Origin of the sequence: Streptomyces sp. SID13031, from assembly GCF_010548305.1 — a bacterium.
GTDB lineage: Bacteria > Actinomycetota > Actinomycetes > Propionibacteriales > Kribbellaceae > Kribbella.
In genome coordinates this window covers 24,696-48,444 of the sequence record NZ_JAAGLV010000015.1, presented here as the reverse complement: position 1 = coordinate 48,444, position 23,749 = coordinate 24,696, and the positions used below count along the sequence as shown (strand labels likewise).

21 protein-coding genes and 1 pseudogene are annotated in these 23,749 nt (G+C 67.7%); 16 read left to right on the top strand and 6 right to left on the bottom strand.

The features are described from left to right. The first annotated feature begins 9 nt into the window (after positions 1-9). Both G3I17_RS27465 and G3I17_RS27460 read left to right on the top strand, forming a co-directional pair. Positions 10-768 (top strand): sugar phosphate isomerase/epimerase, encoded by a 759-nt coding sequence (locus G3I17_RS27465; protein WP_164600503.1) that lies wholly within the window; start codon positions 10-12, stop codon positions 766-768. 235 nt (positions 769-1,003) lie between these two features. Further along, complete coding sequence (locus G3I17_RS27460) at positions 1,004-2,455, top strand: diguanylate cyclase (protein ID WP_203590832.1); 1,452 nt, start codon at positions 1,004-1,006, stop codon at positions 2,453-2,455. A gap of 34 nt (positions 2,456-2,489) precedes the next feature. On the opposite strand, the gene G3I17_RS27455 is transcribed toward G3I17_RS27460, so the two are convergent. Together G3I17_RS27455 and G3I17_RS27450 are read right to left on the bottom strand one after the other, a co-directional pair. Beyond that, the gene (locus G3I17_RS27455; protein WP_203590831.1) at positions 2,490-2,888 is read right to left on the bottom strand and encodes a PH domain-containing protein; all 399 of its coding nucleotides are present in this window, start codon (positions 2,886-2,888) and stop codon (positions 2,490-2,492) included. A gap of 74 nt (positions 2,889-2,962) precedes the next feature. Then, positions 2,963-3,460 (bottom strand): GNAT family N-acetyltransferase, encoded by a 498-nt coding sequence (locus tag G3I17_RS27450; RefSeq protein ID WP_164600500.1) that lies wholly within the window; start codon positions 3,458-3,460, stop codon positions 2,963-2,965. A gap of 100 nt (positions 3,461-3,560) precedes the next feature. On the opposite strand from G3I17_RS27450, the gene G3I17_RS27445 reads away from it, so the two are divergent. From G3I17_RS27445 to G3I17_RS27420, 6 genes are all read left to right on the top strand, one after another. Continuing rightward, positions 3,561-4,439: an aldo/keto reductase gene (locus tag G3I17_RS27445; protein WP_164600499.1), complete on the top strand. Its 879-nt coding sequence runs from the start codon at positions 3,561-3,563 to the stop codon at positions 4,437-4,439. Between the two features lie 490 nt (positions 4,440-4,929). Continuing rightward, positions 4,930-6,036: an ACP S-malonyltransferase gene (locus G3I17_RS27440; RefSeq protein ID WP_164600498.1), complete on the top strand. Its 1,107-nt coding sequence runs from the start codon at positions 4,930-4,932 to the stop codon at positions 6,034-6,036. A gap of 11 nt (positions 6,037-6,047) precedes the next feature. Beyond that, complete coding sequence (locus G3I17_RS27435; protein WP_164600497.1) at positions 6,048-6,884, top strand: ACP S-malonyltransferase; 837 nt, start codon at positions 6,048-6,050, stop codon at positions 6,882-6,884. A gap of 14 nt (positions 6,885-6,898) precedes the next feature. Then, the gene (locus G3I17_RS27430; RefSeq protein WP_164600496.1) at positions 6,899-10,492 is read left to right on the top strand and encodes an SDR family NAD(P)-dependent oxidoreductase; all 3,594 of its coding nucleotides are present in this window, start codon (positions 6,899-6,901) and stop codon (positions 10,490-10,492) included. Beyond that, positions 10,492-11,853, top strand: coding sequence for an MATE family efflux transporter (locus G3I17_RS27425; protein ID WP_164600495.1), 1,362 nt, complete (start codon positions 10,492-10,494; stop codon positions 11,851-11,853). Before G3I17_RS27430 ends, G3I17_RS27425 begins: the two co-directional genes overlap by 1 nt. Continuing rightward, positions 11,850-13,295, top strand: a complete 1,446-nt coding sequence (locus G3I17_RS27420) for a condensation domain-containing protein (protein ID WP_164600494.1) — start codon at positions 11,850-11,852, stop codon at positions 13,293-13,295. Before G3I17_RS27425 ends, G3I17_RS27420 begins: the two co-directional genes overlap by 4 nt. Here the strand turns inward: G3I17_RS27420 and G3I17_RS27415 are convergent. Continuing rightward, positions 13,261-14,940, bottom strand: coding sequence for a glycosyl hydrolase family 28-related protein (locus tag G3I17_RS27415; RefSeq protein ID WP_164600493.1), 1,680 nt, complete (start codon positions 14,938-14,940; stop codon positions 13,261-13,263). The genes G3I17_RS27420 and G3I17_RS27415 overlap by 35 nt on opposite strands. 194 nt (positions 14,941-15,134) lie before the next feature. Here G3I17_RS27415 and G3I17_RS27410 point away from each other — a divergent pair, with 194 nt between their 5' ends. Then, the gene (locus G3I17_RS27410) at positions 15,135-16,268 is read left to right on the top strand and encodes an LLM class flavin-dependent oxidoreductase (RefSeq protein WP_164600492.1); all 1,134 of its coding nucleotides are present in this window, start codon (positions 15,135-15,137) and stop codon (positions 16,266-16,268) included. Then, positions 16,265-16,867: an FMN reductase gene (locus tag G3I17_RS27405; RefSeq protein WP_164600491.1), complete on the top strand. Its 603-nt coding sequence runs from the start codon at positions 16,265-16,267 to the stop codon at positions 16,865-16,867. The genes G3I17_RS27410 and G3I17_RS27405 overlap by 4 nt, the downstream gene beginning before the upstream one ends. Positions 16,868-16,937: 70 nt before the next feature. Here the strand turns inward: G3I17_RS27405 and G3I17_RS27400 are convergent, their stop codons facing one another. Then, positions 16,938-17,708 carry a TetR/AcrR family transcriptional regulator gene (locus tag G3I17_RS27400; RefSeq protein WP_164600490.1) on the bottom strand — a complete coding sequence of 257 codons (771 nt, stop codon included), beginning with the start codon at positions 17,706-17,708 and terminating at the stop codon, positions 16,938-16,940. Between the two features lie 126 nt (positions 17,709-17,834). On the opposite strand from G3I17_RS27400, the gene G3I17_RS27395 reads away from it, so the two are divergent. The 3 genes from G3I17_RS27395 (at position 17,835) to G3I17_RS27385 (ending at position 20,583) form a co-directional block, all read left to right on the top strand. Next, positions 17,835-18,773, top strand: a complete 939-nt coding sequence (locus G3I17_RS27395) for an ATP-binding cassette domain-containing protein (protein ID WP_164600639.1) — start codon at positions 17,835-17,837, stop codon at positions 18,771-18,773. After that, positions 18,770-19,561: an ABC transporter permease gene (locus tag G3I17_RS27390; RefSeq protein WP_164600489.1), complete on the top strand. Its 792-nt coding sequence runs from the start codon at positions 18,770-18,772 to the stop codon at positions 19,559-19,561. The genes G3I17_RS27395 and G3I17_RS27390 overlap by 4 nt, the downstream gene beginning before the upstream one ends. A gap of 80 nt (positions 19,562-19,641) precedes the next feature. Further along, complete coding sequence (locus G3I17_RS27385; RefSeq protein ID WP_164600488.1) at positions 19,642-20,583, top strand: FkbM family methyltransferase; 942 nt, start codon at positions 19,642-19,644, stop codon at positions 20,581-20,583. A gap of 24 nt (positions 20,584-20,607) precedes the next feature. Here G3I17_RS27385 and G3I17_RS27380 read toward each other — a convergent pair whose 3' ends face one another. After that, positions 20,608-20,943: a hypothetical protein gene (locus G3I17_RS27380; RefSeq protein ID WP_164600487.1), complete on the bottom strand. Its 336-nt coding sequence runs from the start codon at positions 20,941-20,943 to the stop codon at positions 20,608-20,610. Positions 20,944-21,110: 167 nt separating this feature from the next. Between G3I17_RS27380 and G3I17_RS27375 the strand changes: the two genes are divergently transcribed. Both G3I17_RS27375 and G3I17_RS27370 read left to right on the top strand, forming a co-directional pair. Then, positions 21,111-21,650, top strand: a complete 540-nt coding sequence (locus G3I17_RS27375; RefSeq protein WP_164600486.1) for a GNAT family protein — start codon at positions 21,111-21,113, stop codon at positions 21,648-21,650. 18 nt (positions 21,651-21,668) lie between these two features. Next, on the top strand, positions 21,669-22,043 hold the full coding sequence (locus G3I17_RS27370) for a hypothetical protein (protein ID WP_164600485.1): 375 nt from the start codon (positions 21,669-21,671) through the stop codon (positions 22,041-22,043). 66 nt (positions 22,044-22,109) lie between these two features. Here the strand turns inward: G3I17_RS27370 and fgd are convergent, their stop codons facing one another. Next, a complete protein-coding gene (gene fgd, locus G3I17_RS27365) occupies positions 22,110-23,114 on the bottom strand; it encodes a glucose-6-phosphate dehydrogenase (coenzyme-F420) (RefSeq protein ID WP_164600484.1) in 1,005 nt (334 codons plus the stop codon). 323 nt (positions 23,115-23,437) lie between these two features. Here fgd and G3I17_RS41115 point away from each other — a divergent pair. Then, positions 23,438-23,629: pseudogene (locus G3I17_RS41115) on the top strand (AAC(3) family N-acetyltransferase); the annotation flags it as partial. Positions 23,630-23,749 lie beyond the last annotated feature (120 nt).

The following is a 23,749-nucleotide window of genomic DNA, read 5'->3' as shown; positions in this document are numbered from 1 at the left end:
CATCTCCCCATGAGCAACCGGACCATTCCCACCGACGGCATCGGCATGCACCTCTACACGATGCGCGAGGCGCTGACCGCGGACTACCCGGGCACCCTCCAGCGACTCGCCGAGATCGGCTACCAGACCGTCGGCGTGAGCGGCCGGTTCGGGCACTCGACTGAAGAGATCCGCTCGTACGCCGACGCCGCCGGCCTGAAGATCGTGCTGGAGCACGTCGGCTATCCCCGGCTGACCGACAACTGGGAGAGCGCGCTCGCGGACGTCCAGACGCTCGGCGGCCAATGGATCGTCGTACCGTCGCTGCCGGTCGAGCTGCGGACGCCTGACGGGTTCCGTGAAGCTGCCGCCGCGTTCAACACCGCGGGACAGCTGGCCAAGAAGGAGGGGTTGAAGCTCCTCTTCCACAACCACGGGCACGACTTCGACGAGGTCGACGGGCGGGTGCTGTTCGACATCCTGCTCGACGAGGTCGAGGCCGACCTGCTCGGCTTCGAGCTCGATCTCTATTGGGTGGTCAACGGCGGCAAGGACCCGATCGACTACTTCCGCGGTCACCCCGGCCGGTTCCCCGCCCTGCACGTCAAGGACATGGCCACGGACGGCTCGTTCGCGGACGTCGGCACCGGCACGCTCGACTTCGCCGCGATCTTCGCCGAGGCGGAGTCCGGGGGCGTCCAGCAGTGGCTCGTCGAACACGACGCCCCCACCGACGAGTGGGAGTCGGCGCAGACGTCGTACCGATCCTTGACGGAGCTCAGGTACTGAACCGGGTAGTCCCGGCCGCCGCGCAGTACCAACGTTTGATTCACGACGGTACGTGTCAGTAGGCGTATTCTCGTCACTGACTGCAGGCGGTCGGCTCCCGTCCGGCATAATGGGTCGCCCGTGTCGCGCTGGAGAACGGCTTCCGCTGCGGCCGGTCTGTCACCCTGTAAGAGGGCCCTCACCACGGCGGGGTCCCGTGAGGCCGCCAACGCCGTGATGCCGGAGAGATCGCACCGTGCACAACGAGCCCACTGTCCGGATGACGGCCGTCCGCCGTCTGTACGAGGTGAGCGCCCGGATGGGTGCCGGGCGAAGCCTGGCCGAAACCCTGCAGACGGTCGTCGACGGCGTCGTGGACGGCCTCGGTTTCGGTATCGCCGTGCTGAACCTGCGCCAGGCCGACGGCAAGTTCGAGGTGATCGCCGTGGCCGGATCGCCGGAGGCCAGGGAGGCGCTGCTCGGCACGATCAGCGCCGCGGACATCTTCGACGCCGAGTTCGCGATCGCGGACAAGTGGGGCGGGCTGCGATTCGTTCCGCACGAGCGGCTGCCCGAGGGCGGCGAGATCGTCGGCTGGGTGCCCGAGATCCCGGTTCCCTCAGGGGCCGACGCGTGGCATCCGCTGGACGCGCTGTTCGCGCCACTGCACTCCTCCGACGGCGAGCTGGTCGGGATGCTCTCGGTCGACCTGCCCGAGGACCAGCGCCGGCCCGGCCAGATCCACCGTGAACTGCTGGAGATCTTCGCGACCCAGGCCGGCCTGGCGATCGACAAGGCCCGGCTGACCGACCAGTTGCTCGCCGAGAAGGCCCGGCTGGAAGCGAGCGAGACGACCTTCCGGCTGGTCTTCGAGGGCGCCGGCAACGGGATGGCGACGATCGCCTTCGACGGGCCGGAGGCAGGCCGCATCCTGCGCGTCAACGACGCCTTCTGCCACATCACCGGCTACACCCCGGCGCAGCTGGTCGGCACCACCTTCGTCGACTACCTGCGCGACGAGAACACGGGCCAGACCAAGCGGGAGATCGAGCAGCTCGCCACCGGGCGCGGACCGTACCGGTTCGAGCGCACCTTCCGGCGTACCGACGGGAACGACATCTGGCTGGGCGGGACGGCGGCCATCGTCAACCAGGGCAAGGACCAGCCGCGGATCATCCTGATCCAGATCGACGATGTGACGGCGCGCAAGGACGAGGAGCGCGAGCTGCGGCACCACGCGGCACACGACCCCCTGACCGGGCTGCCGAATCGGCGGCTGCTCCAGCATCGGTTCAACGCGGCGCTGCAGCGGTCGCGGCAGACCGGGCGGCGTGGGGTGCTGCTGTTCTGCGACCTGAACCACTTCAAGCAGGTGAACGACGAGTACGGTCACGAGGCCGGCGACAAGGCGCTCCGCGAGATCGCCGACCGGCTGCTGACGGAGGTCAGGCACGGCGACACGGTGGCCCGGCTGGGCGGCGACGAGTTCGCAGTACTGGCCGAGGACATCGACGGTGACGACCTGGACATGCTGATGCGCCGGATCGACGAGTCCATCAGCCAGCCACTCGAAGGCATCGACGTACCGGTCACGGCCAGCATCGGCCTCGCCGTCGTCAGCCCGTACGCCGCCGACCTCGACGAACTCCTCCGCACCGCCGACAACGCCATGTACGAAGCAAAACGCGCCTACCGCGCCAGCCGCTGACGTTGATGCTGGCGCTGGCGCTGGCGACCCACGGCTAGCGAGTCGGCCGCTGACGCCGCTTCTTCTTCGGCGGCTCGGGACGCTTGTCCGCCAGCCAGTTCTGCAGGATCGAGATCGCGGCCTCGTTGTGGCGCTCGACGAACGGGACGACCCGGCCGGGGTTGGCGAAGGCGAAGATCGGCGTCCAGTGCGACTTCCCGTCCACCGTCTTCCAGCGGACCGCCGGGAAGTTGGTGATCGCGACGATCGCATCCCGCGGGATCCGCCGGCTGCGCAGCAGCCCGTGGACCTCGATCCCCTCACCATCACAGACGACCCCCAGCCGCCACCCCAGAAATGCCAGGTAGACAGCAGCCGCCACGCACACGACCGCCCCCGCGATCACCGCCACCAGCGGTAAGTCGTCTCGCAACGCGATCACGATCACACCCACCAGAACAGGCCAGACCGACGCATTGCAGACACGAGTGATCAACAGGGGTTTCAGTTCCACCCCGCCATTCTCGCTCAGCCGTCGAGCGGCGCGAAGGCGACCTTGGCGAGGGCCTCGTCGGTGAGGCGGTAGGTGGGCCATTCGGTCTGGGGGGTGGCGCCGAGGGACTTGTAGAAGTCGATGGCGGGGGTGTTCCAGTCGAGGACCGACCACTCGAGGCGTTCGTAGTCGTTGGTGACGCACTCCTGCGCCAGGGCGGTCAGGAGGGCTTTACCCAGACCTGAACCGCGTTGGCTGGGGCGGACGAAGAGGTCTTCGAGGTAGATGCCGTGGACTCCGCGCCAGGTGGAGAAGCTGAGGAACCAGATCGCGCAGCCGACGATCTCCTCGTCGGCCAGGGCGACATGGCAGAAGACGGCGGACGTACTACCGAAGAGGGCCGTCGTCAGCTGGTCGGCCGTCAGGTGGCATTCCTCCGACGCTCGCTCATACTCCGCGAGGCCGTGGACGAGGTCGACGATCGCCGGTACGTCGGCCGGCCGGGCGCGGCGGATTCGGTCATCAGTCTGCATGAGCCCATCCTGCGCCTTCTGACGATTCAGCAGGCCAGCTACTGACTCTCAGTGGTATCTACTGTTTGAAAGATGAGTCGGCCTGCGGGAGGTTGGGGGTATGACTTCTGATACCCCCACCACCCGCAGGATCGGCGATGTCCAGGTCAGTGCGATCGGCCTCGGCGGGATGCCGCTGTCGATCGAAGGACGACCGGACGACGAGAGCCGGTCGATCGCCACCATCCACGCCGCGCTCGACGCCGGCGTCACGCTGATCGACACCGCCGACGCCTATCACCTCGACTCGTCTGATGTCGGACACAACGAGACGCTGATCGCGAAGGCGCTCAGCTCGTACGGCGGTGACACGTCCGGGGTGCTCGTCGCGACCAAGGGCGGGCACCTGCGCCCGGGTGACGGCGCGTGGACGCTGGACGGTTCGCCCAAGCACCTGAAGCAGGCCGCCGAGGACTCGCTCAAGCGGCTCGGGGTGGACGCGATCGGGCTCTACCAGTTCCACCGGCCGGACCCGAAGACGCCGTACGAGGACTCGATCGGCGCGATCCGCGATCTCCTCGACGCGGGCAAGATCCGGCAGGCCGGTATCTCCAACGCGAACCCGGCCCAGATCCGCCAGGCCAACGAGATCCTCGGCGGCCGGCTCGTCTCGGTCCAGAACCAGTTCTCACCGGCCTTCCGCTCCAGCGAACCCGAGCTGGACCTCTGCGACGAACTCGGCATCGCGTTCCTGCCGTGGTCCCCGCTCGGCGGCATCTCCAACGCCCCCGGCCTCGGCGACAAGCACCCCGCCTTCCACACCCTGGCCGCGGAACTGGGCGTCAGCCCGCAGAAGCTGACCCTCGCCTGGATGCTCGCCAAGTCCCCGGTCGTCATCCCGATCCCCGGTTCCAGCCGCCCGGAGACCATCCGCGACTCGTACTCCGCGATCGACCTGACCCTCACCCCCGACCAGGTCGCCACTCTCGACGCGGCCTGAGTCCTTCCGCCCGCACCCGATCGTGAAGGTGCGGGCGGAATAGCCCCTGTACTGCGGGAAGCCGCCGTGCTGGCAAGTAACACGGCGGTCATATCACGGGGCTGATTTGACACCTTGCGTTCATCTGCGCGCTAAGAGTCAGGAATTACTGGATTCCGGCCGGAGTGGCTGTTAGAGTCCTGCTCGTATCTCCGGCGATGTACTTCTTTGGTGGAAGAGACTTCGTCGGCACATCAATCTGTTGCGGTCAGAAGTGCGCAATTTGTGGGGAATGCGCGCGGCTTCTACCTGCTCGCCGGTTTGATCACAGTCGCTCGAGCCGGCCCTGCCCCGAGTAGACAGGCCTGCCCATCAATCCACCCTCCGATCGGTCGCCCGCGGCTTGACCGCTTGAGCTGACCTCGCGCTCCATCCCTTCAGTCCAAGGCTGTTGCCCGCCCGGCCGCCGCCGCGGATTCGCTGTGTGCTGCCCATTTCCGGTGAGGCCAACATGCGTACCCTGCTGCTTTTCGACGGGCTCGGCGGCCACCAGGCCGGCCTGATCCCCGCCCTCCGGGAGTTGTTCACGCACCCGGCGAACCAGGCGTATTTCCAGCGCGTATTCAGCACCGTCGACGAGACGCTGGAATACGCTGGCGCCGACTTGGTATCCGCTTTCCTGCCCGCCGGATTACCATTGAAACAATGGCTTGAACCAGCTCGTGAATTATCCGAGACCGATTGGTCCGAATCCGTCCTGGCGGGAATTCTCGTACACGCCTACCAGGTCTGCCGGCTGCAGCCGACCGAGTGTGGCGCCGACCCGAGTGTGGTCGCGGCGCTGGGCCACAGCATCGGCCTGCAGGCAGCGGTGATCGCCGGGCTCCGAATCCGCCGGCTGGACCAGTTCCTCGCCGTCGCCTCGAGTTCGCTGAAGCTGGTCCTGCTGAGCCTGCTTCGAGCCCGTCAACTCACTGCGACCGGACAGCCCGACCAGGCTGCCGTCGACCGCTACCTGGCCACCAGCAGCAAGGCCCGTACTCCGAGCCCGATGGCGTCCGTCACCGGCTTGTCGCGAGCAGACCTGGAGCAACTCGTCGCCGGCTACAACGCCGATGCGGCCCGGCAGCCGATCTCGGTGAGCCTGGCGAACACCCCCACGGCGCAGGTCCTGAGCGGCACCTCCGCCGACCTCCTCGACCTGTACTTCGCGGACTTCGCGGACTCTCAAGCGCAGTGGGCGTTCCTGCCGAACACGATCCCCTTCCACAGTGACCAACTGGGTCCCGCCATCCAGCAGGTCCGCGACGAGGACCTGGACTTCATCGGCCCGCTACCGAGCCCCGATGACCTGGCCATCCCCGTCTACGCGACCGATGCGCCGCGCAACCTGCAGGAGTCCACCGACCTGGTGGACGAGTACCTGGAGCAGGTGTTCGTCCGGCCGATCCACTGGGAAACAGCCGCCAGACATGCGATCAGCGATGCCAAGGCGGAGCTGGTGGTCGACTGCGGTCCAGGCGCCGCCGCCCGCCGCTTCACCCGCGAGTGCCTGGGCGCCGACGCCCGCACCCTTCGTTTCGAGTCCGTCCAGCAGTTCTCGCGTCGAGTCCGATAAGGAGCACCGCCATGCGTTGTCTGCTTTTTCCCGGTCAGGGTGTCCAGAAGAAGGGGATGGGCGCCGAGCTGTTCGATGAGTTCCCCACCGAGACCGCGCTCGCGGACCAGATCCTCGGCTACTCGATCGAGGAGCTGTGTCTACGGGATCCGGACCGCCGGCTGCGCGACACCCGGTACGTGCAACCGGCTGTCTTCTTCGTCAACGCCCTGCTCGGGGTGGAGCGGATCGCCGACGAGCCAGGCGGATACCAGTACTTCGCCGGCCACAGCCTCGGCGAGTACAACGCGCTGGTCGCCGCCGGCGTGCTCGAGCTGGCCGACGGGTTGCGGTTGGTGAAGCGACGGGCCGAGGTGATGTCCGCGATCACTGGCGGCGGGATGTCCGCAGTACAAGGGCTTCCGGTGTCGTTCGTACGGCGCGCGCTGACCGAGACGGGTCTGGGCAAGGTGTTCATCGCGAACCTGAACGCCGACGTCCAGACCACGATCGCCGGTGACCGCGCCGAGATCGCCGTTGCGGGCAAGGCGATCTCGGCGATCCCCGGCGCGCGGGTGATCCCGATCAACGTCAGTGGACCGTTCCACACCCCGCTGATGGCGCCGGCCGAGCGGGAGTTCCGCGAAGTACTGGCCGCGGTGGAGTTCGGCCCGGCCAAGACCCCGGTGGTCTCGGGCGTGACCGGCGAGCTGTTCGACCCGGCGGAGGGCGCCGAACTACTCGGGCGGCAGCTGTCCGCGCCGGTCGAGTGGGTCAAGGCGATCACCACGTTGCGGGCCCAGGGCGTGACGCAGTTCGACGAGGTCAACGGCCAGACGTTGAGCTCGCTGCTGACCAGGATCAACTGAGGAGATCGGCGACCATGACCCAGACCGTGAACACCGACATCGCGATCGTCGGCCTGTCCGTGGATGTACCAGGGGCCCAGGATCTCGACGCCTTCTGGCAGCTCATCAGCTCCGGGACCAGCCTGACCCGGCCGTTCCCGGTCGAACGGCGGGAGAAGCTGCGCGAGTACATCCGCTACCTGCGCGCGACCAGCGTCGACCCGGTCGAGGACACCGAGATCGAGTACCACAACGGCAGCTTCCTGGACACCGTCGACACCTTCGACTACTCGGTGTTCGGGATGAACCCGCGACAGGCCACGCTGACCGACCCGCACCACCGGATGGTGCTGCGGGCGATGTTCCTCGCCTTCGAGGACGCCGGCTACTCGATCGACCGGCTGCGCGGTACGAGTACCGGGGTCTTCGTCGGCTTCGCGGTCAACCCGGGTTCGACGTACCTGGACTACATCTGCCGGATCGACCCGTCGGTCGGCCAGCAGGCGATCACCGGCAACATCCCGACCATGCTGGCCAACCGGCTGTCGCACTTCCTCGACCTGCGCGGTCCCAGCCTGGTCGTGGACACCGCCTGCTCGGCCACCTTGGTCGCCGTCCACCAGGCCAAGAACGCGCTGCTGGCCGGCGACTGCGAGATGGCCGTCGTCGGCGGCGCCCGGATCGTCTTCGCCCCGGTCAAGCACCCGCACTCCAACATCGGGATCGAGTCGTCCGACGGCGTCACCCGGACGTTCGACGAGGCCGCCGACGGTACCGGCTTCGGCGAGGGCTCGGGCGCGGTCGTGCTGAAGCGAGTGGACCAGGCCGTTGCCGACGGCGACCAGATCTACGCCGTGATCAAGGGGAGCGCGGTCAACCACGACGGCAACACCGAGGGCATCACCAACCCGGACTCGGACTCGCAGGCCGACCTGCTGATCCGCGCGTGGCGCAACGCCGACGTCGATCCCCGCAGCATCGGCTACCTGGAGGCCCACGGTACGGCGACGCGCGTCGGCGACCCGATCGAGCACGAGGGGATGAAGCGCGCCTTCGCCAAACACACCACCGACAAGAACTTCTGCGCGGTCGGCACGGTCAAGGCGAACGTCGGCCACCTCTTCGAGGGTTCCGGCGTGATCGGCCTGATCAAAGCCGTCGCCGTCCTGCGGAACCAGCAGATCCCGCCGCAGGCGAACTTCCACAACCCGAACCCGAAGCTCGACTTCGCCGCCGGCCCCCTCTACGTCTCCACCGGCCTGCAGCCGTGGGAGTCGCCGGACGGACCGCGCCGAGCAGGTGTCAGCGCCTTCGGCCTCGGCGGCACCAACGCGCACGTCGTCGTCGAGGAGCACTTCGACGCGGCTCAGCGGCCGGCCTCCATCGAAGGCGAGTTCCTGTTCACTCTCAGCGGGGCGACGGTCGCCTCGGTGACCCGCCTGGTGGAGCGGTACGTCCGGTTCATCGATGGTGGCGGTCTGGACGGCGTGGACATCGCCGATGTCTGCTACACCAGCCAGGTCTCGCGCAGCTCGCACCGGCTGCGGATCGCGATGGTGGTCAAGGACGTCGCCGACCTGCGCAGGCAACTGCCCAAGCCGGATCCGATCGCGCCGGACAGCCCACTCGCCGCGCAAGCTCAGGCCTACCTGGGCGGTCAGGCTGTCGACTGGAAAGCGCTCAGCAGTGAGCGTCAGCCCCGAGTGGTCCGGCTGCCGGGCTACGCCTTCGACGAATCCGTTGCCTGGGTTGAGTTCCCGGACACCTGGCGTTCGCAGCTGTCGCTGACGAGCACCGAGGTCCGTCACCCGGTCACGCACGACATCGAGTTCCAGCCGGCGCCGGCACTGCCGATCGCGGCCGTTCCGACCGGTACGAAGGCCGTCGTCCTGATCGACCCCGATACCGACGCCGAGGAGATCCTGGCAGCCGCCCAGCTCGGCGAGGCCAAGGTGATCCGCCTCTGCGAGCCTGTACGGCCCGGCGGTGAACTGTTCGCCGCGGACAATGCGAAGGCCTTCGAACAACTCGCCCAGCTGATCAGCGACGAGGAGGTCACCCACGTCGTCCACGCTCTGGCCTTCGAGTCCACCGCGGCTACGGGGATCGACGAGGTCGAGCGCCGGACCAGCAAGAACCTCGGCAGCCTCTTCCTGCTGTCCAAGGCGCTGATGGCAGCCGGGGTGAAGGTCGAGCTGACCGTACTCACCCAGTACGCCGTCGCTGCCGCGGATGGTGACGCCGACGTCGTCACCGAGAACTCCGCGCTGGTCGGCTTCGGCAAGGTGATCAGCCGGGAGTATCCGTACATCAAGGTCAAGCACCTCGACATCGACCTGGCCGTACCACCCACGGCTCTGCGGGCCGAGGTGTTCGCCGCCGACCACGGAGTCTTCCTGCTCCGTGGCGACCAGCGGCTGCACGAAGTGTTCGTCGAGGTACCGGAGCTCGTTGCCGATGGCCCCCAGGACTATCTGAAGCCCGGCGGCACGTACCTGATCACCGGCGGAACCGGCGCGCTCGGGATGGCCGTTGCGAAGTCGTTCGCCGTCGCGCAACCCGACCTGCGGCTGGTACTCCTGAGCCGCTCCGGCCTGCCTGGCAAGGAGGACTGGACCGAGTTGCTGGCCTCCGGCGACGCTCTGGCCGGTCGGATCCGCGCAGTACAGGAGCTGGAAGAACTGGGGGCGACCGTGGTCGTCCGGGCCGCCGATGCCGGCGATCCGAAATCACTGGCCGATGCCGTCGGGTGGATCCAGGGCGAGTACGGCCGGATCGACGGGATCGTGCACGCGGCCGGACTGCCCGGTGGCAGCACGGTGATGTTCCGTCAGCCCGAGGACTTCGACGCCGTGGTCCGGGTCAAGCTGCAGGCCGCCTTCATGCTCGACCTGCTGACCAAGGACGACCGCCCCGACTTCATCGTGCACTTCTCGTCGGTGGCCTCGGTCTTCCCCGCTCCCGGCCAGGCCGACTACGCGGCCGGCAACTACTACCTCGACAACCTCGCCCGGGCTCAGGCTGGTGGGTCCTGCCGGGTGATCGCGCTCGACTGGGTCGCCTGGAAGGAGATCGGGATGGCCGTCGACCACGGCACCAACGGCGACACCATGTTCAAGGCACTGCCGACCGCGGTCGGGCTGGACATCCTGGACGGCGGGCTGCGTTCGGGCCGGTCGCGGCTGTTCGCCGGTGAGTTGCACTACCGCGGCGAACTGATCCATCTGCTGAAGTCGTACGACGTCCGGCTGTCGGCCGACATCGAGGCGAAGGTCGAGCTGGAGCTGCTCGCGCTGGACGAGCGGCTGCGGCAAGCCGCGGACAAGATCAAGGGCAACGTCGCCGCGGTCGAGGTCGAAATGGAGGGCCGGCCGGACGGCGAGTACACCGAGGTCGAGCGGACCGTCGCGCAGTGCCTGGCCTTCGCGTTCGGCTACCCGTCCCTCGACGTCGAGGCGGACTTCTTCGACCTCGGCGGCGACTCGATCATGGCCGCGTCGGTGGCGAGCAACCTCGCCGTCGTCCACGGCGTGCAGTACGAGATCGCCGATCTGCTGGCGGACCGGACGATCGCGGAGATCGCCTACCACCTGGAGTCGCTGATCGAGTTCGAGGCGGAAGTGGCCTGATGTCCGACCTGACGACCGGCCCACCGCTGCGGCGGATCGTGGGCTTCGCGCTCCCGCTGACCGCGGCCAACCTGGTCGGGCAGAGCTATGTTCTGATCGACAGCATCGTGGTGGGCCGGTACGTCGGGATCGAGGGCCTCGCCGCGGTCGGCGCGTCCGGGCCGCTGTTCTACCTGCTGAACGCGATGTTCATCGGTCTCGGCACCGCCTTCACCATCCGGCTGGCCCACCTGCGAGGGGCCCAGCAGGACGGTGAGCGGCGTGGGGTGGTGCTGTCGCTGGTCCTGGTCACCGTGGTCTGGTCGGTCGGCTGCATCATCCTGGCGACCGTGCTGGCCCGGCCGGTATTGGGGTTGATGGGCATCCACGGCGAGCTGGCCGACGCTTGTGCCACCTTCATCGGCACGCTGTCGATCGGTTTCCCGGCGATCTTCGGCGGCGCGGCGGTCAGCGCGTACTTCCGTGGCCTGGGCGACTCGCGCTCGGCGATGTGGGTCGCGGGCTTCGGCAGCGTGCTCAACATCGTGCTCGTCTGGTGGTTCGTGTCCCCGCTGCAGATGGGGATCAGAGGAGCCGCGCTGGCGACTGTGGTGGCCAGTACGGCGGCGCTGGTCGCGGGGCTCGCCTATGCGGCCAGGCGATATCCGTTGGCGCCCGGCGATGGGCGGCCCGCCGTACGGCGGGAGCTCGTCGACGCCGTCCGGCTCGGGTTCCCGCTCGCCAGCCAGCACATCATCCTTGCCCTCGGCATCATGATCCTGGTCTGGATCATCCAGGGGTACGGCGAAGTGGTGCTGGCCGCGTTCACGGTGGTGTCCCGGATCGAGCTGTTCACTGCGATGGTCTTCCTCGACTTCTCCGGTGGGGTCACCGCGTTCGTCGCGCAGAACCTGGGCGGCGAACACCGGGCCCGGGCCCGCCAAGGGCTGCTGCAGACGATCGCCCTCACCATCGGGATCTCCCTGGCCGTCTCCGCGGTGGTGCTGCTGGCCCGGGCACCGATCGCCGGAGTGTTCACCGACGACGTCGCCGCCCGGGAGCTGACCGAGCGTTACCTGCTGATCATCTACCCGTTCCTGATCCTATACACCGTGATGGTCGTTGCCCACGGCTACCTCAACGGCTCCCGCCGGACCACGGCGCCGCTGATCTGCACGGTGATCGCCTTCGTCTGCGTCCAGCTCCCGTTCGCCTACTTCCTGAACGGGCCGTTCGGGATCGACGCCGTCATGTGGGCGGTGGTGGCGAGCTGGACCGCCGGACTCACCTATACGACCTTCTGCCTGCGCGGGGTGCTGTTCGACCGGACCGCCCTGGCGCTGCCCGTGCCCGCTGACCCCTTGGAGACGAGCAAATCGTGATCACCGAGAACACCGCCCAGGTCGAGTTCTTCGGCGGCCGGTCCCGCGTCGCCCCGCTGGCCTGGGGCCAACAGAGCAGCTGGGACGTCATGCGCGACTGGCTGCTCCAGGACAAGCCGTTCTTCGTCGTCACCCGGTGGCAGTCGATCCCGCTGCTGCTCGGCCTGCCCGACGTACAGGCCGTCCTCGGCGAACTGATGAACCGGCACGAGTCGCTTCGCACGCTGTACCACGCGACCGAGCGTGGTGACGCCCAGCAGGAGGTGCTCGCCACGGGTTCGGTCTCCATCACGGTGTTCGACCGGCCGGCCGATGATCCGGTCGAGTTCTCCACCATCGTGGCGGACTGCCTGGTCCGGGCCGAGGCGGAGAACTTCGACCACGCCACCGAAGTACCGGTGCGGTTCTATGTCGCCATGCACCAAGGGATTCCGGTGCTCGTCGTCTTCGGAATCTCGCATCTGTCAGCCGACTACACCAGTGCGGATGTGATCTCAGCCGATCTGGCCGCCTTGCTCCAGGCCCGCGCCGATGGCGCCGTAGTACCGGCAGTCAGGCCTGCTTTGCAGCCGGCGGACCTGGCTGCCGTCGAGAACTCGCCGGAGGGCCAACTGCTCAATGTGGAGGCGTTGGGTCATCTGCGCGAGCAACTGCGGCTGATCCCGGCAACGCCGCTGCCCGCGCGCCATGAGCCTGCCTCACCCCGGTACTTCCGTGGCGAACTGGAATCGGAGTCGATCCCGGTCGCAGTCCGCGCCGCAGCCCGCCGGCACCGTACGACGACTTCTGTCGTGCTGTTGTCGATCAGTACCGCCCTGGTTCGCTGTTTCGCGCCCGGGCCGGTCGTCGGCGTCGACCTCATGCAGGGCAATCGCGGGTCGGTCGAGTCGATGCATAGCGTCAGCAGCCTGAACCAGGCCGTGCGCACCGCCATCGGGCTGACCAGCGAATCCTTCGAGGAGCTCCTCCGCCAGTCCGAGTCGGTGACCGCTGCCGCACGGCGCCACAGCCGGTACGACGCCCGCGCCGCCGCCGAGGTCTTCAGGGTCGAGGCGGCCCGCCGAGGCGTCGAGCCCGAGCCGGGCTGTCAGTTCAACGACATGTGGTCGACCTTGCCGCGCCCATCCGGTCGCGCGGACTCGTCGCCGGCCGAGCTCGAGCGACTGAGCCGGGCCTCGTCGTTCGACTGGCCGCAGAAGTCGGACACCGAGGGAATGGCTCTGTTCCTGGACACCAGAGGGACAGCCGAACGCATCAAGCTGTCCCTCCTGGCCGATACCGCGCTGCTCTCCCCCGGCGAGATCCAGGGCTTCCTGTTCGCCTTCGAGCAGACCGCGGTCCTGCTGGCCGAAGCGGTCCCTTCGCTCGACCAGATCTCAGCGCTCTTCGAGGGCTACAGCGCAGACGCTAACGCCGCCGCTGGGCGGAGTACAGGTCGGTGATCGATGGACGGGATGCCAGCTGAAAGGTGCCGTTCTCGAGGTCGCCGGGGAAGTCTCGGGGGAGACCGCTGCCGGCTGAAGCGAGCCCTTGGAGGCCGACGGTGATGCTGCGCGGAGCTACGTCGGCCAGGTCGATCGCGTAGGGAACACCGGTGGTTATACGGACGTTCCAATGCGCGATGCGGGCACCGAAGAGAGGGCCCGAGGCTGCCGAGCCACCGACGCGGCCGTTGTTGGTCAACGTGATGTCGGTACGGGCGTTCTCGAACGGCATGGCTCGATGGGTGTCGAAGGTGCCTTCGGCCATCGTGCCGCGGCGCCAGACGTTGCCGGCTGACAGGCCTTCCAGGTTGAGGCCGTGGTGGAGAGAGCCGTTGGGGAGGGGAACTTTGAACTCCTCGATGGTGAAGCCGTCGACGAGGTTGTCGTGGGACTGCATTCGGCAGGCGAAGCTGTGATGGGCCGAGCGGCCGCCGACGGCGACGTCGGTGAGGGTGACTGCCTTCGTGGTGGTGAAGCCGAAGCCAAGGTCGCAGTTCTCGACCCGCACATCGTCGGCCCAGCAGTCGTGAACCGCCTGGAAACAAAGGCCGTTCGATCCGGGGTGCCGATTGTGGATCGTCATCGGGCGCAGCTCGTTGCGGATCGTCAGCGACTCCACGCCGACGTCATGCACGGTCGGGCCGAGCGCCCTGATCCGCGACGGCCAGCTCGGTCGCAGGTCGTAGCGCAGCGGCTGGGCCAACCTCACCAGGCGGTCCCCCAGCACTGCTTCGATCCGGACCGGCCACTGCAGCGTCGCGTACTGGATGTACTGCCCACCAGATCCAGTCGTCAGCTGCGGCGCCTTCACTGCCCAGTCATAGGCGCTGGTCCCGGCGACATCGCCCGCTACGTGCCGCAGTACGCCGGCATCAGCAGGATTGTCTGTCTCCAGTACTACGAGGTCGCCCGCGGCAAGGCGACTCGTGTCGGACACGAGCAGCGTCCGTTGACCCCGCGACGCCGACCCGACTGAAGCCAGCGTGTCGCCGAGCAGCCAACCCTCCGACGCGGCGAAGTCCTCCGCCTCCGACTTGGCCTTCCGCTCGGGCGCGATCACCCAGATCTGCCCACCGGTCCACGACCAGCGACTCTGCAGACTCGGCTGCAGATTGGGCCGATACGACTCGTCCAAGGGCTTGGTGAAGTGCAGGATCGTGTCGTCGGAGCCCGATCCCTTGAGCACGACATTCGACCAGTGGATCCAGATCGGCGAGTCGAGGCGATAGGTGCCCCGCGGTACGGCGACAGTGCCGCCGCCGCGCTCACCGGCGTACCGGACGGCGGCGTTGAATGCTGCGGCGGAGTCGGTCGCAAGGCCGGGAAGCGCGCCGAAGTCGGTGACGCGTGCGACGACGCGAGGGCGGCGTGGGCTCTCGCCGCCGCGATAACCGGCGTGGGAGATGTCCGGGATCAGCGGATGCGTCCCGCCCGCCTCAGCCCACTGATCGAGCAGCTCGGCAGAAATGTCTTTTGCCCCGCGGTCACTAGTTCCGCCTGATGGGACTGCGGAAGCTGCTGCGGGGAACGCAGCCGCGGCCGGGATGGCGGCCGCACTCCCCAGGAGCAGGCGGCGAGTGAGCTGAGGTCGGTCCTGTCGCATGGGGTGCTCCTCGGGCGGTGAGGTTTCGCATGGCGGGACCTAGTTTCACTGGACGGGACCGATCTGACAAGACCTCGGAAAGCCCTATCCGTTGAGCCCTCCGGGCGATGATGGAATGCGCCGACGGTCGCTGGTGTTCGGAGGGATGGATAGTTTAAAGTTTAATAGTCAGTAAGCGAGACCAAGGAGCCCAGATGCAGTTCGGTGTGTTCTCCGTCGGCGACGTCACCCAGGATCCGGTCACCGGCCGGACGCTGAGCGAGGCCGAGCGGATCAAGGCGATGGTCACCATCGCACTGAAGGCCGAAGAGGTCGGTCTCGACGTCTTCGCGACCGGCGAGCACCACAACCCGCCGTTCGTGCCGTCCTCACCGACCACGATGCTGGGCTTCATCGCCGCGCAGACGTCGAAGCTGATCCTGTCGACCTCGACAACGCTGATCACCACGAACGACCCGGTGAAGATCGCCGAGGACTTCGCGATGTTGCAGCACCTGGCCGACGGCCGGGTCGACCTGATGATGGGCCGCGGCAACACCGGCCCGGTCTACCCGTGGTTCGGCCAGGACATCCGCAACGGGATCGCGCTGGCCGTCGAGAACTACGCGCTGCTGCGCCGGTTGTGGCGCGAGGACGTGGTCGACTGGGAGGGCAAGTTCCGGACGCCGCTCCAGGGCTTCACCTCGACGCCGCGCCCCCTGGACGGCGTACCGCCGTTCGTCTGGCACGGCTCGATCCGCAGCCCCGAGATCGCCGAGCAGGCGGCGTACTACGGCGATGGGTTCTTCCACAACAACATCTTCTGGCCGATCTCACACACCCAGCAGATGATCGACCTGTACCGTCGCCGCTTCGAGCACTACGGCCACGGCGCCGCCGACCAGGCGATCGTCGGCCTCGGTGGCCAGGTGTTCATGCGGAAGAACTCGCAGGACGCCGTGAAGGAGTTCCGGCCGTACTTCGACAACGCCCCGGTCTACGGGCACGGGCCGTCGCTGGAGGACTTCACCCGGGAGACGCCGCTGACCGTGGGCAGCCCGCAGGAAGTGATCGAGCGGACCCTGACGTTCCGCGAGCACTTCGGCGACTACCAGCGACAATTGTTCCTGATGGACCACGCCGGCCTGCCACTGAAGACCGTGCTGGAGCAGCTGGACATCCTCGGCGAGGAGGTCGTTCCGGTACTACGCAAGGAGTTCGACTCGTTGCGGCCGGCGCATGTCCCTTCGGCGCCGACGCACGCGTCGCTGAAGGCCGCGGCCGAGCGGGCGCATGAGCTGGAGACGGTGAGCCCGGAGGTCGTCGGGCTGGACGGGAACTCGCGATGACCGAACGCACGATCGCCGTGGTGAGCGCGGGCCTGACGACGCCGTCGTCGACCCGCCTGCTCGCCGACCGGTTGTCCGCCGCCGTCCGAGACCAGCTGGACGGCCGCGGCACGACGTACAAGCTCGAGATCATCGAACTGCGAGACCTCGCCCACGACCTCACCAACAACCTGCTGACCGGCTTTCCGTCACAGGAACTCGGCAAGGTGCTGGAGACGGTCGTCGCGGCTGACGGCCTGATCGCGGTGACCCCGACGTTCAGCGCCTCCTACAGCGGCCTCTTCAAAATGTTCTTCGACGTCCTGAACGACCAGGCGCTGGCCGGCAAGCCGGTCCTGATCGCCGCCACGGGCGGTACCGAACGCCACTCCCTGGTCTTGGACTTCGCTCTACGCCCACTCTTCTCGTACTTGAAGGCGATCGTGATGCCGACGGGCGTCTACGCGGCCTCCTCCGACTGGGGAACCGGCGCGACCCAACTCCACACCCGGATCGAGCGAGCAGCCGCGGAACTGGTAGATGCCATGGGCAACGAGAAGCGCGCGACCGTGGACCCGTTCGCCAACCCCACGTCCTTCGAGGATCTCCTCAACAGCTGATCCCCGCCGGCCCCGGTTGTGCGGAAACTTCTGGTCGCCAGGTGCAAGTTTTGTTCCACCCAGCTCGAAACTACGTCCGGTCGGCCACTAGGAGGGCCGTGCCGTCGAGGATTCTGGTGAGGCCGAAGGTCAAGGCGTGGGCCGGGTCCATGATGGCTTGGTGTTCCTGGCCTGCCGACGTACCGACGCGGCCGGCTAGCGGGAAGCGGTCGGCTACGGCTGACATATAGCGCTCGAGCACCGGGCTCGTGGTCAGCCACCACTCCTCATCAGACATCCCCGACTCCTGCTGAGTGCGCGCCTGCTCCGCGCCAGCCCGCGCAGTGCCCAGAATATGGGTGAGCACCAGCGTCAACGTCGAGTCCATCTCGACATCCGTCAAGCCGATCCCGTCCAGCGGCCGAAGCTCCGCCTCGTACTTCAGCGTGATGTTCGGCCCGAGCGTATTCCGCCCGGTCGGCACCTCATGCAGCCAAGGATGGCGAGTCAGCACATCCCAGTTCCGCCGGGCGATGAACTCGAGCGCCCCGCGCCACCCGCCAGGCTGACGAGCGGGCTCGTCCACATCGGCGTACAGATCGCCGTACACACTGTCGAACATCAGGTCGGTCAGCTCGCCTTTGCCCGGTACGTGCGTGTAGAGCGACATCGTGCCGACCTTCAACTGCTCGGCGATCAGCCGCATCGAGACGGCCTCCAGCCCGGTCGCGTCGGCGAGCTCGACGGCTGCCCCCACGATTGCGCGCACCGTCAGCCCGGAGCGGCCCGGCTTGCTGTGGCTGCCCCAGAGCAGGGCCAAACTGCGCGCCGGATCGGCAGGCGCGGCCTTCTTTCCACTCACAGGCTTTCCAGGCACGGGAACAAACTCCAGCCGGTCGTCGTTGACCTGATCGTACCCGAGCCGTACGATGTACGGTACAGTCTACGGCTTACGCCGGGCGAGAGGTGGGAAGTGACGACGGAACGTGTGATCGAGGCGTTCGAAGTGCGCAAGAACTACGCCGGAGGCACCGAGGGGGCAGGGCTGAACGGTTTCGACCTGGAAGTGAGCGCCGGCACGGTGACCGGCCTGCTGGGGCCGAACGGCGCCGGCAAGACCACGGCGGTACGGATCCTGGCGACCCTGCTCAGGATGGATTCCGGCGAGGTGAGGATCGCCGGGTACGACGTCAGTCGCGACGGCGCGGAGGTCAGGCGCAGGATCGGCCTGGTCGGCCAGTACGCCGCCGTCGACGAGGTCCTCACCGGGCGGCAGAACCTGGTGATGTTCGGCCGGCTCAACCATCTCGGCCACCCGAAGGCAGTGAGCCGGGCCGACGAACTGCTCGAGCGGTTCGGCCTGACCGAGTCGGCGGCGCTGCCGGCCTCGAAGTACTCCGGCGGCATGCGCCGGCGACTCGACCTGGCCGCGAGCCTCATCGTCGCGCCCAGCGTGCTGTTCGTCGACGAGCCGACCACCGGCCTCGACCCGGGCGGCCGGGCCGAGGTCTGGGCCGCCGTACGAGAACTCGTCAAACAGGGAACGACGGTGCTCCTGACCACGCAGTACCTGGACGAAGCCGATCAACTCGCCGACCGGATCTCGATGCTCAAGGCAGGCAAAGTCGTTGCCGAGGGCACGCCTGACGACCTGAAGTCCCAACTGGGCGCGGACTGGCTGGATCTGGTGCTGACGGCAACAACCGACGTACCGCGCGTCCTGCAGCTGGTCGGCAGGCTGGCCGATGGCGAGATCCACACCGACGAACTGAAGGTGAGCATCCCGGTCAAGGACCGCACCCGAGCCCTCATCGAGGTCGCCACTTTGTTGCAGGAGGCAAAGATCGAGCCGGCCGACATCACCTTGCGCAGACCCACTCTGGACGAAGTGTTCCTGCACCTGACCGGAAAGGAGGCATCGGTATGACCGCATTCGGCTGGGCCCTCGCCGACGGCTGGACGATCGCGCGCCGCGCCTTGCTGCATTGGCGGATGCAGCCCGGGCCGGTGATCTTCGGCTGGCTCTTCCCGGTGCTGATGATGCTGATGTTCGGCGCCCTGCTCGGCGGCGCGATGGAGACGCCGTCCGGAGACTCGTACTACGACCTGCTGGTGCCGGGCATCTTCGCGCTGTCGATGCTGTTCGGGCTGGAAGCGACGATGACCGCCGTCACCACCGACGTGGCCAAGGGGGTCACCGACCGGTTCCGCTCGCTGCCGATGAGCTCGTCGGCGGTCGTTCTGGGCCGGTGCATCGCGGATCTGCTCGACTCTGCCGTCACCCTGCTCGTACTGGCCGGGGCCGGCCTCGCGCTCGGCTGGCGGTGGCATGAGGGCGCACTCCAAGCGCTGGCCGCGTTCGGGCTGCTCCTGCTGCTGCGGTTCGCGCTGCTCTGGCTGGGGATCTTCATCGGGCTCACGGTGAAGAACGCGCAGAGCATCGTCGCCGTCCAGATCGTCGTCTGGCCGATCGGGTTCCTGTCCAGCGCGTTCGTCGCCACCTCGACGATGCCCGGCTGGCTCGGCACGATCGCCCAGTGGAACCCGTTGTCGGCGACGGCGACCGCGGCCAGGTCGCTGTTCGGCAACCCGGACCCGTCGGCGGCATCGTGGATCGGCGAGCACGCGCTCGGGGCGGCGCTGATCGGACCGCTGCTACTCACCGCGATCTTCCTGCCACTGTCGGCCGTACGTTTCCGGCGACTGTCGAGCTGAAACGGTCGAAATAACGATCTTTCACTGATCCTTACGTACTCAAGCGAGTGATCCTGCCCGGAAACGGGTAACGATGGGGAATGGAGTATCGCGATGGAGCCGTCCGCCGGGCGGCGTGGGAGATTCCCCGCGCCGTCGGGCGGTCGATCAGCGTCGATGCCGCGCGCCGGTTAGCGCGGGTCGTCGGGTCCGCCGAGGGGCTGACCGAAGCGGGAACCAAGCGTGTCGCGCACCGGATCTCGCCACGCCTCGCCGACCAGAACCCGCGCCTGGTCAAGATCTCGCCGGAGTGGGCGACGACCGACATCGCAGTACGACGGCAGGGGCTGCACTGGCGACTCGACCTGCGGGACAACCTGCAGGCGGTCCTGTACTACGCAGGGCGGTACGAGCCGGCCGTCACCCGATTCCTGCGCGCCGAGCTGAAGCCTGGCGACGTAGTACTGGACATCGGGGCGAACATCGGGCTGCACAGTCTCGGTGCTGCCAGGCAACTGCGGGAGCTCGGTGGCGGGCGGGTCATCGCCTTCGAGCCCGCGGCCGACTCGCTCGACAAATTGCGCGCCGCGGCGGAGTGCAACAACCTGGCGGACCTCATCACGTTGGTGCCGGCAGCGCTCGGCGAGCGAAAGCATCAGGCGGCGTTGCACGCGGATACGCGCTATGACCCGGCCGACTCGGGCGTGCGGTCGTTGAACGCCGACGGCGAGGTCGTCCAGGACGTACCGGTGATCCGCCTGGACGACTGGGCTCGGGAGCAGTCGCTGGACCGGGTGGACATCGTCAAGCTCGACGTGGAGGGCTCCGAGGCCGCGGCGCTGGGTGGCGCGACCAGGACGCTCGTCCGGCTGCAGCCGCGCGCAGTACTGGTCGAAGACAAGCGCCCCGACCTCAGACGCCAGCTGCACGCAGTACTGGACGAGCTCGGCTACCGCTCAACCGGAGTCACCTTCGACCACAACACCCTCTTCCGCCCAGACCGCCGGGAGTCGGAAGTAACCCGACGGCACTCCCTCCGCTGATCCCTCTGCCGATCCATCTGCTGATCACCGGGGCCGCCGGAGCGACCCACCCCGAGTCGGCAGCCGGACCGGCTTCAGCGGCGGTACTGCGGCTGCCAGCGCGCGCTGGTGATCGAGGTCGGCCTGCGCAGCCTTCTTCGAGGGGTAGCGCGTTTTCCAAGACACGCCCCCGGCCGACACCCAGATCGTCCAGCCGCCGCGGAAGATCACGAAATGGGTGAAGAGGTTCACCACAAAGGTCACCGGGACGAGGAGCAGCACCAGCAGGAAGACCATGATCTCGCCGCCGTCACCGCCTCCGAAGAAGTCCCAGTCGAGCCAGCCGGAGCGGTCCAGCTGAACCAGCTCGGTGTCGTCCATGGGCCCCATTGTGCTTACGGCATCAGCTGGCCGCCATTGACTTCGATGATCTGGCCGGTGACGTAGCCGACATCCGAACCCTATGGTGAGGCCGTCGCTCGTCAGAGGGTTGTCAGTACGCGCCGACGTCGCGTTTGCGGTGTGGAGGGCGGCGGTAGCCTCGGTGGATGGGCTATGACGTGGCGAGGCTTGATCTGCGGCGATGGCGCGTGGCTGATGCGTTGCGGTTGACCGACGCCCATCGGGAGCCCGACATGGCCAACCAGGGCGGCATCCGGGACACCGCGAGCGCGGTCGACTGGATCGGCCGGGTGGCGGACCTCGACAACGGGCACGTGTACGCCGTTGCGGATGCGGACGACCACCCGATCGGCTGCGTAGCGGTGACCAACATCGACCGCCACCAGGTCGGCTGGACGTGGTACTGGACCATCGCCGACGTCCGCGGGCAAGGGGTCGCCCGGGACGCCGTCCGCGCGCTCGTCGACTGGGCCCACCACGACGCCGGTCTCTACCGGCTGGAGCTCGGCCACCGCACCAACAACCCGGTCTCCTGCGGAGTGGCCGCCAGCGCGGGCTTCCTCTTCGAAGGCCTGGAGCGCCAGCGCCTCGCCTACGACGGCGCCCGCTACGACGTGGAACGGCACGCCCGGCTAGCCTCCGACCCGCTCAAACACCCCCAGCGCCCGGTCACCATCAGCACCTGAATCCTCTACGGTGACGGCATGGCGAAAAGCAGTAAGAGCGAGACGTTCCTGTCGGTGGTGATCGGCGGGGCCGCCGCCTTCGGGCTGATCGTGATGACCCGGCGCGCCTGGGACGTCTGCCACGTCGTCCTGAACGGCGTCGGCAACGGCCCGACCCTGTTCTTCGTCGGCATCCCGGTCTCGTTCGTGGTCAACATCGGGCTCTTCAACCTGACCTTCCGCTTCATGCGCCGCGGCAAGGGTGGCAAGTGGATGATGCCGCTGCTGGCCGCCCTGATCGCCATCGCCATCGCCGACCTGGCTCTGTTCTCCTGGGCCGGCACCCCCGAAACGCTGCCCGGCACCTGCCCGGGCAACATCCCCCCGTGGTGGCCGAAGGGCATCCCCAGCTGATCAGCCTTTTCCACCTCGGTCAGGAGTCGGCCGGTGCCGCGTAGCTACGCCAGCGTGTACGGATAGTCAGCCCAGTTTGCGCAGCAAAGGTAGTACGTCCGAGGTGAACTGGGTCAGGAAGCGTTCCTGGTCGTGGCCCGGACCGTGCATCACCAGGTGGTTGAAGCCCGCGTCGAGGTACGGCTGCAGCTGGGCGATCGCTTCTTCGGGGTCGGAGGCGACGATCCAGCGCTGGGCGACCTGCTCGATCGGCAGCTCGTCGGCCAGCCGCTCCATCTCGGTCGCGCTCTGCACGCTGTGCTTCTGCTCCGGCGTCAGCGACAGCGGCGCCCAGAACCGGGTGTTCTCCAGCGCTTGCGCCGGGTCGCGGTCGTACGAGATCTTCACCTCGAGCATCCGGTCGATGTCGTCGAAGGACCGCTCGGCCTTCTCGGCGCCTTCCTTGACGGCCGGGATCAGCTTCTCGGTGTAGAGGTCCATGCCCTTGCCCGAGGTCGCGATGAACCCGTCGGCGGTGCGCCCGGCGTACCGCGCGACCACTGGGCCGCCGGCCGCGACGTACACCTTGACCGGGGTCTCCGGGCGGTCGTAGATCGACGCGTCGACAAGCTTGTAGAACGGTCCGTCCGAGCTGACGCCCTCCTGCGTCCACAGGTTGCGGATCACCTCGACCGCCTCCCGCAGCCGCGCGAACCGCTCCTTGAACTCCGGCCACTCACGCCCCGAGACGGCGATCTCGTTCAGCGCCTCACCGGTACCGACGCCGAGCATGATCCGGTCGGGGTAGAGCAGCCCCATCGTGGCGAATGCCTGTGCGATCACGGCCGGGTTGTACCGGAAGGTCGGCGTCAGCACCGAAGTACCGATCTGCACCCGCTCGGTCCGCTCCCCGACGGCCGCCATCCAGGCGAGCGCGAACGGCGCATGCCCACCCTCATGCCGCCACGGCAGGAAGTGGTCCGACACCGTCACACTGTCGAGCCCCAACTCCTCGGCCCGCACCGCGTACTCCACCAGATCCCGCGGCCCGAACTGCTCGGCAGACGCCTTGTACCCGACCCGAATGCTCACCTGTGCTCCCAACTCGTCACGTACCTGAACCCCACTCTGCCACCCAACCCGATCAGACCCCAGGATGTTCCACCCCGCCTCACCGAAGGCGAGTTTTGCGTTGTGCGCCGGATAGGAGCATCGTGGGAATCACGCAGGGCACCTGGGCTTCCTTGGATTCGTCGCCCCGGTGCCCTGCTGCTATTGCCGATGACGACCACCACGGGCCCGTGATCAGATGACGGGCATGTACTTCCCCAGCGCGGAGTTTGTTGCAAGAAACAACCTTCTCGCCCATGACCCGGAGCAAGATCGCTCAGGGGCTGCGCGAGGCGGGCGTAGTCAGCTTCACCGCCGTCGGTCCCGCGGCCTCCCGCCTGCTGTCAGCTCCCGACGACATCGACCCGTGGGGCGAGGCCGGCCCGCTCGGCCAACTGACCGAGGCCGACGGCCAAGTCCTGCTGCTGGGCGCGCCACTCGACACCCTGACGCTCTGCCACCACGCCGAAGCCATCGCCGACGTCCCCGGCAAACGCCGGCGCGGGAACCCACTCGAGGATCGGCCGCGCGGACGTCCACCTCTTCGCCGCCCACCCCACCGTCGACGCCGTCACGAAGTACCTCAAAAGCCACTTCTAAGGGTCCTCTCGCCACAG